Here is a 12,622-nt window from a genome sequence, read left to right as displayed (position 1 = left end):
GGACGCGGTGCGCTACGGCGCGGAAAGGGTGACGGGGCGGCAGCAGCGTCACTGACATGACAGCCTGACGATCCTTCCCCGCGACGGGAAGGACAAAGCGGGGAGCCAAAGCGGAATGCGCGGCTCCCCGCGCCACGATCGGGCGTCATTCATCATTGCCTTGGCGGGAACCGGAGACCCGATCCAGGGCGTCAGAGGAAGGGAAAACTATTCCCCCAGCCTCCCCGCTTCCGCCATCTCCCGTATCGTGCGGATGGTATCGATATCGGACTCCTTGTAAGCCGAGCGCCGGAAGTCGTTGTAGAACGCTTCGGCCGCATCCTGCTCCTCGCTCGCGCCGTCGTCGTACACGAAGCGCACGAACAGGATGTCCGGCTCCGGCTCCTCGATGGTCATCGTCAGGCGCGATTCCGGAATGCCTTCCTGCTGCGGCACGTGGTAGGTCACCTTGTGCATCGGATGGAAGCTCACGCGGTCACGCACCACGAGCTCGCCGTAGCGCAGTTCGCGCGAGAGACCGAGCTCGCCGCGTTCGAGGATGCTGCAGTTGTCGAGGTGGGGCACGAAGTCCATCGGCGTTTCCGCGCGCAGCACGAGGCCGCGCCAGAGTTGTTCGCGGGACAGGCGATCGATCAGCGGGTTGAGCGGATCGTTGATTTCAATCAGGTGTTCGAATCTCATGGGAAGCACGCCTTGCGGTCAATCCGCGCAGTGTACCCCCAGGTCAGAAAAACTGCGACCACTCCTCGATCCACGCGGGGATCGCATCGCGCTCCATCGGCTTGGCGATGTAATAGCCCTGTGCATAGGTGCAACCGAGGTCGCGCAGCAAGTCCCAGTCTTCGCGTGTTTCCACGCCGACGGCGACGGAGTTGCGGCGCAGCTTGCGCGCCAGTTCCAGGCAGGAACCGAGTGCGATGTGCATCTGCTTGTTGTGCGACGCGCCCGCGACGAAGGAACGGTCGATCTTGAGGTCGAGGAAAGGGATGCGCAGCAATTGCTGCACATTGGAATGCGCGGTGCCGTAATCGTCGATCGACAGGCCGAAACCCTTCATGCGCAGGCGCGCAAGGTTTTCCAGGCAGACCGGCACGTCGGTCATCGCCATCAGCTCGGTGATCTCGATTGTCAGGTATTGCGGCTCGATGCCGTGCGTTGCGATGTGCGTGAGGATCTTTTCGGCCAGGCCGGGCTCGGCCAGCGAGGTCGCCGACAGGTTGATCGACACCGACAGCAACAGCCCCTTGTCGTGCCAGCCGCGGCAGGCGGCGATCGCGCGCTCGACCACCAGCCAGGTCAGGTCTTCCATGTGGCCGCTGGCTTCGAGCACCGGAATGAAGGCCGGCGGCGTGACGAGGCCGTGCTGCGGATGGCGCCAGCGAACGAAGGCTTCCACCGCCTTCACCTTGCCGGTCGCCAGTTCCACCTTGGGCTGGAAGAAAGGCTCGAACTGCGCGGCGGCGATGCCGTCACGGATTTCCTGCAGCGTGAAGGCCGGCGGCCCCTCGCGCACCGGCCGCGCCGCCGGTGGCCGGTAACTGCCGATCAGTTCCTGCAGGACTTCCGGCGTGGCGGGTTTTTCGAAAGTGCCGAGCAGGTTCACGCCGTACGCCTTGGACATCGTTTCCACCGACAGCAGCAGCGCCGAACCGAGCGCGCTGGTCAGGACGATCGCCGTCCGGCTGTCATTGTTGGCGAGGTGGCGCACCAGCTCGATGCCATCCATCTTCGGCATGTTCAGGTCGATGAAGCTGATGTCGATGGCGGCATCCTTCGCTTGCAGGATGTCGAGTGCCGCCTTGCCGTTTTCCGCTTCCACGATGTGCTGCGCACCCAGTTTCTGCAGCATCACGCGCAGCCAGTGGCGCTGGAATTCGTCGTCTTCCGCGATGAGAAAACGCAGCGCGGCGATCTGGACCGGTTTGTCTTGAGTCATGGCGTGTATTTCTGTCAAGCGAGGGCGACAGCGATGTTGATGCGTGTCAATGGTTCTTGTCAGTTTCGTTGCATCCCTGCAGTTTGTAAAGGGCATCCGCGCGAAAGGTCGATCCGGCGCGACAGGCGGTTTTTGTAAGAAAGTAATTCCAGGAGGAACTAGCGGACGCGGTGCGCAGTCTGGAATTTGCCCCTGGGGAAGGGGGCCGGCCGCCGCCGGCGGCCCGTTCTTACTACGTTTTGCAGGAGTCCGCCTTGAATCGCCTTACCATGTTGCCGTTAGTGTCGCTGTCCATCGCCCTTGCCGCCTGCGGCGGAGACGGCAAGGTACCCATCCCGACCAGCCCGGCACCCGCGCCCGCTCCGGCGCCCGCACCTGCGCCTGTGCCTGCTCCCACGCCGGCCCCGGCGCCTGCACCCGCGCCTTCGGCCTCGCTCCCCGCGGAGCGCACCTGCGGCCTCTCCAACTTCCAGGAAGAGATGCTCAACCGCATCAACCAGGCGCGCGCCAGCGCCCGCATGTGCGGCAACACCTACTACAAGCCGGTTGCGCCCCTCGCCTGGAACGCAAAGCTGTTCGACGCCGCCGCCCTGCATTCGGCCGACATGGCGGCCAACAACTATTTCGCGCACAACAGCAAGGACGGCCGCACCTTCAGCCAGCGCATCACCGCGGCCGGCTACAGCTGGTCCGCCGCCGGCGAAAACATCGCCGCCGGCCAGCCCACCGTGGAGCAGGTCATGAACGGCTGGATGCAGAGCCCGAATCACTGCGCCAACATCATGAGCGCCAACTTCACCGAGGTCGGCGTCGCGTGCGCCAGGAACGATGCGTCCACCTACCGCAGCTACTGGACGATGGACCTCGCGCGGCCGCGCTGACAGTCCGAGCGGGCGGCGCGTTGGCAGTTGGAAACAGGCGCGCCGCGCCTCCCATATCTTCGGGATTGTTGCAGGCTTCCGCATTCGCTAAAGTGCCCGCTTGCCAAGAGCAGGAGCGACAGCGTCTGATGAAGACCCACTACGACAAACTGGGCGTGACGAGACAAGCCAGCCATTCCGAGATCGAACAAAGCTACCGGCACAGCCTGAACGCCCATATTGCGGACAATCTTGCGGACAACCGCAACCGCCCCCTGCGGCGCAAGGACCAGCTGCGGCTGCAGCAGATGCGCCAGGCTTATCTCGTCCTGTCCTCGCCGGCGCGCCGCATGGACTACGACCTGAAGCTCGACCAGCTCGAACACGCGCGCCTGCGCAGGATTGAACGGATGGGCACGCTGGCCGGGCTGATCCTGCTGCTCGCCGGCCTGGCGCTGATCGCACGGGGCTACTACAAGCAGGTGTACGACGAGAAGGCAGCCGCGCCGGCGGTGCAGCAAGCTGCCGTCGCGGCGAGCGCGCAGCGAGAGGATGCGCGACAATAGGCGTTCCGAGAAAGGAGCGCAGCATGCAAACCGTCCTGACCCCGCTTCTGTTCCTCTGCCTGCTGCCCGCGGTCGTTCACGCCGGCGGCTCCAACTACACCGTCGCCCCCGGCGTATCGCAACCCGCCGGCAAGGTTTCCGAATGGGCGGTGCCCACCCCGAAATTCGCACGCGATCCCGCCGCTGCGCCGGACGGCAGGGTGTACATCGCCGTCATGCACGGCAACAAGCTTGCCCGCTTCGATCCCGCTGCGCAGAAGTTCGACGAATGGGACTTGCCCGAGGGTACCCGTCCGCACGGCCTCGTGGTCGATGAAAAGGGCACGGTCTGGATGACCGGCCACGGCAACGGCACGCTGCTGGAAATTCCCTTCGTCGACGGCCGGCCGGGACAGATGGTGGCGCACAAGACGCCCTCCGGCGGCAGTCCCCACACCATCATCTTCGATGGCCGCAACGCGCTGTGGTTTACCAACCAGTCGGCCGACAAGGTAACGCGTTTCGATCGCGCCACGCGCAAGATGACCGAGTTCGACAGCCGCGACGGCCCCTACGGGCTGGCGATGGACCAGCAGGGCAATGTCTGGTTCTGCCAGGCCAGCGGGCAGCGCGTGGGGCGCATCGATGCGGCCAGCGGCAAGGTGACCGAGATCGACCTCGGTCGCGGTTCGCTGCCGCGCCGCATCGCCGCCGCCCCGGACAACACGCTGTGGGTCGTGCGCTACGGCGACGGCAAGCTGACCCATATCGATGCCCGGACGGCGAAAGTGATCAAGAGCTACGACACGCCCGCCGGCGAGGCCGGCAAACCCTATGCGGTCACGGTGGACGGTGCCGGCAAGGTATGGATGAACGAGATCGGCACCGATACTGTCGCGCTGTTCGATCCAAAGAGCGAGAAGTTCCGCGTGTTCCCGCTGCCCACGAAGAACGAAGGCATACGCAAGATGATCGTCGATGCCAAGGGGCGCCTGTGGTACATGGGCAGCCATAGCGGAAAACTGGGAGTGGTCGAATGAAACGCCTTGTCCTTCTTCTTGCGGCCGCCGGCGCTCTCAACGCGCATGCGCAGGAACCCCTGCCACTGTTCGACGCCCACATGCATTACAACGTCGAGGCGCGCTCCGTCCTGTCGCCCGAGCAGGTGGTCGCGCTGTGGCGCAAGACCGGCATTCGCGGCGTGCTGGCGACCAGCCGGCCCAACGACGGCACACTCGACCTGATCGCGCAGAAGGCCAAAGACATCATGATCGTTCCCTTCCTGCGCCCCTACCGCGTGCAGCCCGACCGCCACGACTGGTTTGCCAGCGCCGGCGTCGCCGAGTACGTGGAGAAGGAACTGGCGCGCGGTATCTATCGTGGCATCGGCGAGTTCCACATCTTCGGCGCCGACGCCGACGCGCCCTACATGGCGAAAATCGCGCGCCTGGCGAAAGAACGCGGCATGTGGCTGCACGCGCACGCCGACGACAATGCGGTGGAACGCATCCTGCGCCACGCGCCCGGCGTGAAGCTGATCTGGGCGCACACCGGCATGAGCACGCCGATGGACAAGGTGGAGCAGATGTTCGGACAGTATCCGAACATCGTCGGCGAGCTGTCCTACCGCATGGACATCGAGCAGGACGGCACGCTCAATCCGCGCTGGAAGGCGCTGATGATGAAATACCCGGAGCGCTTCGTGGTGGGCACCGATACCTGGATCACGCCGCGCTGGGGGCAGGTCGAGGAACTCGCCGCGTTCTACCGGCGCATGCTCGGGCACCTGCCGCGCGAGGTGGCGGAAAAGATCGCGTACCGCAACGGCATGGCCATGTTTTCCGAGCGCTGATCAATCCAGGGTCTGGCGGTAGCGCTTGAGCGCGACCAGGCCCGCGGCCAGCATGAACAGCGCCATCGGCCACACATTCGGCAGCACTTCCGCCATGCCGTTCCCCTTGAGCATGATGCCGCGCACCACGCGCAGGAAATGCGTCAGCGGCAGCGCTTCGCCGATCACTTGCGCCCAGCCCGGCATGCCGCGGAAGGGGAACATGAATCCCGACAGCAGCATCGACGGCAGGAAGAAGAAAAAAGTAAGCTGCATCGCCTGCAGCTGGTTCTTCGCCACGGTCGAGAAGGTGAAGCCGACGGCGAGATTGGCCGCCATGAACACCACCAGCGCCGCCGACAGCAAGGCGAGGCTGCCCATCATCGGCACCCGGAACAGCGCATGGGCGGCGGCAAGGATCACGGCCACCTGCACATAGCCGATCAGGATGTAGGGCGCAATCTTGCCGACCATGACCTCCAGCGGCCGCACCGGCGTGGCAAGCAGGTTTTCCATCGTGCCGCGTTCGCGCTCGCGCGTCATGGCCAGCGAAGTCATCATCACCATCGTCATCGTCAGCACCACGCCGATCAGGCCGGGCACGATGTTGTAGCGGGAAATTCCCTCGGGGTTGTAGCGGCGCTGCGCGCGGATCTCGAACGGCTCCTCCGCCGGATGCAAGGTGCGCAAGGGCCCGGCGAGGTCGCGGCCCACGGCCTGACGCGCGATCGTGTTGACCGCGGCCAGTGCATTACCGGACGCCGAAGGGTCGGTCGCATCCGCGGCCAGCAGCAGGGCAGGGCGCTCGCCGCGCACCAGCCGGTGCGAAAAGTCGGGCGGGATGACCAGCAGGAACTGCACCCGCCCTTCATCCAGCAGGCGGTTGCCCTCCGCCTCGCTGCGCGGGCGGCGCGTCACGCGGAAGTAATCCGAGTTCTCCAGCCCCGCGATGAGGCTGCGCGAGAACTCGCTCTCGTCGGCGGAGACCACGGCCATCGGCAACTGCTTGGGATCGGTGTTGATCGCGAAACCGAACAGCACCAGCTGCATGATCGGCACGCCGACCATCATCGCAAAGGTCAGCCGGTCGCGCCGGATCTGGCGGAACTCCTTGATCAGGATGGCGAGGAAGCGCGACCAGTTCATGACGCGAAATTGTCCTGCGAGCGTTGCATCAGGGCGATGAAGACATCTTCCAGGCTGGTTGCAACCGGGGTGATGGCAATGCCTGTGCCACGGTACGGCGCAAGCGCGGCCTCGAGTGCGGCGGCCGAGGCGGCGCTCACATGCAGGGCCGTTCCGAATGAGGCCACGTTCAATGCGTCGGATGCGCGCAGTGCCCGTGCAATGTCCGCCAGCGCGGGCCCCTCCACCGACCACGTCACCAGCCCGGCCCCGGCGATCAGCTGATCCGCCGTCCCTTGCGCCAGCAGCTTGCCGTAGGCGATATACGCAAGCTGGTGGCAGCGTTCCGCCTCGTCCATGTAATGCGTCGAGACCAATACCGTGAGGCCGCCTGCTGCCAGTTCATGCAGTTCGTCCCAGAAATCGCGCCGTGCCTTGGGGTCGACGCCGGCGGTCGGTTCATCGAGCAGCAGCAGTTGCGGCTCATGCAGCAGGCAGGCGGCGAGTGCGAGGCGCTGTTTCCATCCCCCCGAGAGCGAGCCCGCCAGTTGCGCGCGGCGGCCGGCGAGCCCGAGCCGCTGCAGCATGTCGTCCACGCGCGCTGCCGCATCCGGCACCTCGTACACCCGTGCGATGAAGGACAGGTTTTCCTCGATGCTGAGGTCTTCGTACAGGCCGAATTTCTGTGTCATGTAACCGACCTGGCGCTTGATCTTGCGCGACTCCTTGCGGAGGTCGTAGCCGAGGCAGGTGCCGCTGCCCTCGTCGGGCGTCAGCAAGCCGCACAGCATGCGGATGGTGGTGGTCTTGCCGCTGCCGTTCGGCCCGAGGAAGCCGTAGATGCGGCCGCGCGCCACCTGCATGTCGACATGGTCGACTACCGTGCGTCCGCCGTAGCGCTTGGTCAGTCCGCGCACATCGATGATGGCGTCCATCACTTCCCCTGCGCGAGGCGGATTTCGACCGGCTGGCCGGGATGCAGCAGCGCCGCCTGACCGGCGGCAGGGCGCGCCTCGATCATGAACACCAGCGCAGCGCGGTTTTCCTTGCTGTAGATGAGCGGCGATGTGTACTCGGGCGCACTCGAGAGATAACTGATCTTCGCCGGCACCGGTGCCTGGCAGCCGTCGCATTGCACGACCACATCCTGGCCCAGGCGCAGCGCCGCGAACTGCGGCTCGGGCACGAAGAAGCGCAGCTTGATGTTTTGCGGCGGCAGCACGCTGACGACGGGGCTGCCCGCCTGCACATACTCGCCTTCGCGGTACAGCACGTCGGCCACGTTGCCTGCAACCGGAATACGCTGGGTCTTCTGCGCCAGGCGCCATTCGGCCTGCGCCAGCTGTGCCTGGGCCGCCTTCAGTTCCTGCGCCGCTGCCGCGATCTCGTCCGGCCGCGCGGCCAGGTTCGCCACCCGCAACTGCGCACGCAATTCATTGACGCGGGCCTGGTCGCGGTCCACGCCGCTGCGCGCCTGATCGAGGCTTGCCGGAGAAATGAACCGGTCTTCCACCAGCTGCTTCTGTCGCGCATATGTGCTGTTCGAGAGCCGGAGCGCCGCCTCGGCCTGCGTCAACTGTGCGCGTACCGCCGCCACTTCTTCCGGGCGGCGCCCTTTGTTCAGGTTCGCCAGCTGCGCCTCTGCGCGCTGCACGCGCGATGCCGCTTCCTCGCGCGCGGCGCGTTCGCTTTCCTGCTCCAGCACGAAGGCGGGCGCGTCCGCCTGCACGGCGTCGCCGCGCTGCACGTGCAGTTTGCTCAACGTGCCCGCGATCGGTGTCGCCAGGCGCACGTACTCGGCCTCCGCATAGCCCGGGAAGTAATCGGCAGGCTTGTCGGCACAGCCCGTTGCAAGGACGAGCACAAGTAGCGATGCGGACAAGGATTTCACGGCGTGTCTCCATGGCGCGCGGACAGTCCGCGCAATGCGAATTCGATGCGTTGCTCGACCGCCTTCTTCGACAGGACTTCCTGCTCCAGCACGGCGCCGACGCCCGCCAGGGCGGGGTTCTCCAGCAATGCCCCGCCGAGCAGCACCGGCGACATCACCGCGCCGGCGATGAAGGCGATCGACTGCGGCAAGGGGGCCTTCACCAGGTCGCCGCTGCGCTGGCCGGCGGCGACCAGTTCAGCCACCACCGCGAGATGGCGCGGCAAATTCGCCTGCAGGAACTCGGCGGCAACCTGCTCGCCGGCCAGGGCATCGGCCCCGATGCGCAGCAGGAGCTGGCGGTGCGTGCGGCCGAAGCCGGCAATGACGCGGATGGCCTTGCGCAGGTTGTCGACCGGCGACACGCCTTCATGCGCTTGCAGCACGAGATCCTGGAACATCTGCTCATAGGTTTGCTGCAGGAGTGTGCGGATGAAATTGTCCTTGCTGCGGAAGTGGTAGTGGAACATGCCGAGATTGACGCCGGCGTGTTCGGTCAGCTTTCGCGCGGACAGGCCGCGGCATCCGGTCTGCGGCAGCAGTTCCATGCCGGCCTCGAGCAGCCGCTGGTCGATGTTTTGGGAAGGGCGGGCCATGCCGATTATTATACGCACGACTAATAATCGCGCAAGCGGCAGAAAAATACCGTGATGAAACAGCTTTCGGGTCCGGTTCCACCCCCTGCGTGATCGCGGCGGCCAAATGCGTGATCAGCCGAGACAAGTTGACAACGCCTACTTGCACGCGCGATCCCGCCTCCATAGCATGGCCCGGCACTCGCGCCATCGCCGTTCCGGCCGCGGCCCCTCCCATTCAAGAACAAAGAGAGAGAGACATCCATGGACAAGTTCTGGCTCCAGTCCTATCCCGCCGGCGTGCCCGCCGACATCGATCCTTCCCAGTACGCGTCGCTTGCGCACCTGTTCGAGGAATCCTTCCACAGGTACGCCTCCCGCAACGCCTATGTCTGCATGGACAAGTATCTGACCTATGCGGAAGTGGATGCGCTGTCGCAAAAACTTGGCGCCTGGCTCCAGGGCCGCGGCTTGCAGAAGGGCGACCGCGTGGCGCTGATGATGCCCAACGTCCTGCAGTATCCGGTGGCGCTGGCCGCCGTCCTGCGCGCGGGCCTCACCGTGGTCAACGTCAATCCGATGTACACTCCGCGCGAACTGGAGCACCAGCTCAACGATTCCGGCGCCAAGGCCATCATCATCCTCGAAAACTTCGCCCACACCCTGCAGCAGGTCGTCGCCAGGACCGGCGTCAAGCACATCGTGATGGCTTCGATGGGCGACCTGCTCGGCCCGATCAAGGGCACGGTGGTCAACTTCGCGGTGCGCAAGATCAAGAAGATGGTGCCGGACTACGCGTTGCCGCATGCCGTGCCCTTCCGCCAGGCGCTGTCCGAAGGCGCGAAGCTGCAGTTGAAGAAAGTGCAGATCCGCCCTGACGACGTCGCCTTCCTGCAGTACACCGGCGGCACCACTGGTGTGTCCAAGGGCGCGACGCTCCTGCACCGCAACGTCGTGGCCAACGTGCTGCAGAACGAGGCATGGTCGCAGCCGGCGCTGCAGAAGGAGCCGCGTGTCGAGGCGCTGACGATCGTCTGCGCGATCCCGCTGTACCACATCTTCGCGCTCACCGCGTGCTGCCTGTTCGGCCTGCGCAACGGCGGCCTGAACATCCTGGTGCCGAACCCGCGCGACATCCCCGGCTTCGTGAAGGAACTGGCAAAGTACAAGTTCAACATGTTCCCCGCGGTGAACACGCTCTACAACGGCCTGCTCAACGATCCCGGCTTCGCCAACCTCGATTTCTCCTCGCTGAAGGTCTGCAACGGCGGCGGCATGGCGGTGCAGAAGGCCGTCGCCGAAAAGTGGCTGAAGGTCACCGGCTGTCCGATCAACGAAGGCTACGGCCTGTCCGAAACCTCGCCGGTCGCCACCTGCAACCCGGCCGATGCGGAGTACAACGGCACCATCGGCCTGCCGCTGCCCTCGACCGAGATCGCCATCCTCGACGACGACGGCAAGCCGCTGCCGCTCGGCCAAGCCGGCGAGATCGGCATCCGCGGCCCGCAGGTGATGGCCGGCTACTGGAACCGTCCCGAAGAAACCGCCAAGGTCATGACCGCCGACGGCTACTTCAAGACCGGCGACGTCGGCGTGATGGATGCCAGCGGTTACGTGCGTATCGTCGACCGCAAGAAGGACATGATCCTGGTCTCCGGCTTCAACGTCTATCCGAACGAAGTCGAAGGCGTGGTCGCCGGCCATCCCGGCGTGCTGGAATGCGCCTGCGTCGGCGTGCCCGATGCCAATTCCGGCGAAGCGGTCAAACTGTTCGTCGTGCGCAAGGACCCCAAGCTCACCCAGGAACAGCTGATGCAATTCTGCAAGGAACAGCTGACCGCCTACAAGAAGCCGAAGTACATCGAGTTCCGCGACGCGCTGCCGAAGACGAATGTCGGGAAGATCCTGCGGCGCGAACTGCGCGACGAGAAAAAAGCCGCCTGAAGCACATGCCGCTGCAACAGGCGGCATTCCTGTTTGTGACCGGCGCTGCCCACCTGTATTAAGATTGCAGGCGAATATTCCATTCGCCCGCAGACAGGAGACAGCCAGCCATGAGCGAACAGACCACGTCCGCGTCCTGGGTCAGGGGGATCGCGGAGCGGCTCAAGAGCGTCGGCCTCGACGTCCATGCCCTGTTCGACGAGGCGCAGCTCGACCTGTCCGCGCTCGACAATCCCGATACCCGCTACGCCACCGAAAAGATCAGCCTGCTGTGGGAGCTGGCGGCGGCGCGCTCGGGCAATCCCTTCATCGGGTTGGCCATGCCCGACACGCTGCAGCCCGCCGCCTTCGACGTCGTCGCCTACGCGATGATGACCTGCAAGGACCTGCATACCGGCCTCAATTTCCTCGTGCGCTACCAGCGCGTGGTCAGCGACGCGGTGATGATCACGATGGACGAGGCGCAAGAAGCTTGCTGGATCGGCATCGAACTCGCCGGCGGCAAGCGGCCGGTGCCGCGCCACCGCATCGATTTCGTCTTCACCACGCTGCTGTCCTTCTTCCGCTGGATCACGGGCAGCGAAATGCATCCGCTGGCGATCGAGCTGGTGCATGCCGCACCCGAAGACACGAGCACTTACGCCGCCGTATTCCAGTGCCCGGTGCGCTTCGGGGCGCAGGCCAACCGCATGCTGTTCTCCCAGGCCGACCTCAAGCGGCCGCTGCAGGCCGCCAACCCGGTGCTGGCCGAACTGCACGACCGTTACGCCGGCGAGCGCCTCGCGCGCCTGGAGAAGGACCGCACCAGCATCCGCGCGCGTGAATCCATCGTCAAACGGCTGCCGGCGGGCGACCCGGTGCGCGGCGACGTCGCCCGCGAACTGTGCATGAGCGAGCGCACGCTGCAGCGCCGGCTTGCCGAAGAGGGCACCTCCTTCCACCAGATCGTGGACGACGCCCGGCGCGAACTCGCGCAGCGCTACCTCAACCAGCCGCAGCTCGGTCTTGCACAAGTGGCATCACGCCTCGGCTTCACCGACCGCAGCACCTTCAGCCGCGCCTGCAAGCGCTGGTTCGACCTCACTCCCAGCGAGTACCGCAGCCGCCGGCAAAGCTGATCGCGTCGCGCCGCCGCAACGTCCCCGAAGAAAGCGTCAAGCGCTGCTACAATGGGCCGCTTTGCCCCACTGCCGCTCCGCATGTCACACGCTCCCCATCAAGTCGCCCATGGCATGAACCGTCCGCAGAGCGAGGCTGTCCACTACATGGACGGACCCTGCCTGGTGCTGGCCGGCGCCGGTTCCGGCAAGACGCGCGTGATCACGCAAAAGATCGCCAACCTGATCGAACACTGCGGCTACGAGCCGCGCAACATCGCCGCCGTCACCTTCACCAACAAGGCCGCGCTGGAAATGCAGGAGCGCATTGCCAAGCTGCTGAAGGAACCGAAGCAGGCCAAGCAGCTCACCGTCTGTACCTTCCATTCGCTCGGCGTGCAGATCCTGCGGCGCGAAGCGCGCGAACTCGGCCTCAAGGACCGCTTCTCCATCATGGACAGCGACGATTGCTTCTCGCTGGTGCAAGACCTCGCGATGACCACCGACAAGCAGATCATCCGCGGCATCCAGACCGCGATTTCGCTATGGAAGAATGCACTGGTCGATCCCGACACGGCACTGAAGCAAGCCATCACTGAAGACGAGGCACAGGCCGCGCGCATCTACCGCAACTATGTCGCCACGCTCAATTCCTACCAGGCGGTCGACTTCGACGACCTGATCCGCCTGCCGGTCGAACTGTTCCGCAGCAAGGAAGAAGTGCGCGACCGCTGGCAGCGCAAGCTGCGCTACCTGCTGGTGGATGAATACCAGGACAC

At 65.2% G+C, this 12,622-nt stretch carries 13 protein-coding genes; 7 read left to right on the top strand and 6 right to left on the bottom strand.

Annotation, left to right across the window (positions count from 1 at the left end; translation table 11 throughout):
- Positions 1 to 207: 207 nt before the first annotated feature.
- Positions 208 to 681 (bottom strand): SRPBCC family protein, encoded by a 474-nt coding sequence (locus VFF99_RS03925; protein WP_325015203.1) that lies wholly within the window; start codon positions 679 to 681, stop codon positions 208 to 210.
- 43 nt (positions 682 to 724) lie between these two features.
- Positions 725 to 1,936: an EAL domain-containing response regulator gene (locus VFF99_RS03920; protein WP_325015201.1), complete on the bottom strand. Its 1,212-nt coding sequence runs from the start codon at positions 1,934 to 1,936 to the stop codon at positions 725 to 727.
- Positions 1,937 to 2,190: 254 nt separating this feature from the next.
- Between VFF99_RS03920 and VFF99_RS03915 the strand changes: the two genes are divergently transcribed.
- The 4 genes from VFF99_RS03915 (at position 2,191) to VFF99_RS03900 (ending at position 5,193) form a co-directional block, all read left to right on the top strand.
- Entirely contained in the window at positions 2,191 to 2,817 is a 627-nt protein-coding gene (locus VFF99_RS03915) for a CAP domain-containing protein (protein WP_325015198.1), read from the top strand.
- Positions 2,818 to 2,945: 128 nt separating this feature from the next.
- A complete protein-coding gene (locus tag VFF99_RS03910; RefSeq protein ID WP_325015196.1) occupies positions 2,946 to 3,362 on the top strand; it encodes a DnaJ domain-containing protein in 417 nt (138 codons plus the stop codon).
- A gap of 23 nt (positions 3,363 to 3,385) precedes the next feature.
- Positions 3,386 to 4,381 carry a virginiamycin B lyase family protein gene (locus VFF99_RS03905; RefSeq protein ID WP_325015195.1) on the top strand — a complete coding sequence of 332 codons (996 nt, stop codon included), beginning with the start codon at positions 3,386 to 3,388 and terminating at the stop codon, positions 4,379 to 4,381.
- Positions 4,378 to 5,193 carry an amidohydrolase family protein gene (locus tag VFF99_RS03900; protein WP_325015193.1) on the top strand — a complete coding sequence of 272 codons (816 nt, stop codon included), beginning with the start codon at positions 4,378 to 4,380 and terminating at the stop codon, positions 5,191 to 5,193. The genes VFF99_RS03905 and VFF99_RS03900 overlap by 4 nt, the downstream gene beginning before the upstream one ends.
- On the opposite strand, the gene VFF99_RS03895 is transcribed toward VFF99_RS03900, so the two are convergent.
- The 4 genes from VFF99_RS03895 to VFF99_RS03880 are packed head-to-tail and all read right to left on the bottom strand — an operon-like array spanning position 5,194 to position 8,823.
- Positions 5,194 to 6,318 (bottom strand): ABC transporter permease, encoded by a 1,125-nt coding sequence (locus VFF99_RS03895; RefSeq protein ID WP_325015191.1) that lies wholly within the window; start codon positions 6,316 to 6,318, stop codon positions 5,194 to 5,196. It abuts the gene before it with no gap.
- Positions 6,315 to 7,232, bottom strand: a complete 918-nt coding sequence (locus tag VFF99_RS03890; protein WP_325015189.1) for an ABC transporter ATP-binding protein — start codon at positions 7,230 to 7,232, stop codon at positions 6,315 to 6,317. The genes VFF99_RS03895 and VFF99_RS03890 overlap by 4 nt, the downstream gene beginning before the upstream one ends.
- Positions 7,232 to 8,188, bottom strand: a complete 957-nt coding sequence (locus VFF99_RS03885) for an HlyD family secretion protein (protein ID WP_325015187.1) — start codon at positions 8,186 to 8,188, stop codon at positions 7,232 to 7,234. The genes VFF99_RS03890 and VFF99_RS03885 overlap by 1 nt, the downstream gene beginning before the upstream one ends.
- Positions 8,185 to 8,823: a TetR/AcrR family transcriptional regulator gene (locus VFF99_RS03880; protein WP_325015186.1), complete on the bottom strand. Its 639-nt coding sequence runs from the start codon at positions 8,821 to 8,823 to the stop codon at positions 8,185 to 8,187. Before VFF99_RS03880 ends, VFF99_RS03885 begins: the two co-directional genes overlap by 4 nt.
- Before the next feature lie 243 nt (positions 8,824 to 9,066).
- On the opposite strand from VFF99_RS03880, the gene VFF99_RS03875 reads away from it, so the two are divergent.
- From VFF99_RS03875 to VFF99_RS03865, 3 genes are all read left to right on the top strand, one after another.
- Complete coding sequence (locus tag VFF99_RS03875) at positions 9,067 to 10,746, top strand: long-chain fatty acid--CoA ligase (protein WP_325015184.1); 1,680 nt, start codon at positions 9,067 to 9,069, stop codon at positions 10,744 to 10,746.
- Between the two features lie 110 nt (positions 10,747 to 10,856).
- Complete coding sequence (locus VFF99_RS03870) at positions 10,857 to 11,864, top strand: AraC family transcriptional regulator (RefSeq protein ID WP_325015182.1); 1,008 nt, start codon at positions 10,857 to 10,859, stop codon at positions 11,862 to 11,864.
- A gap of 81 nt (positions 11,865 to 11,945) precedes the next feature.
- Positions 11,946 to 12,622, top strand: a 677-nt coding sequence (locus VFF99_RS03865; protein ID WP_325015180.1) for a UvrD-helicase domain-containing protein, incomplete at its 3' end; no start/stop codon positions are given.

Source organism: Noviherbaspirillum sp., from assembly GCF_035654295.1.
In the GTDB taxonomy this organism is placed as follows: domain Bacteria; phylum Pseudomonadota; class Gammaproteobacteria; order Burkholderiales; family Burkholderiaceae_D; genus Noviherbaspirillum.
This window is presented reverse-complemented; position numbering and strand designations above follow the sequence as displayed.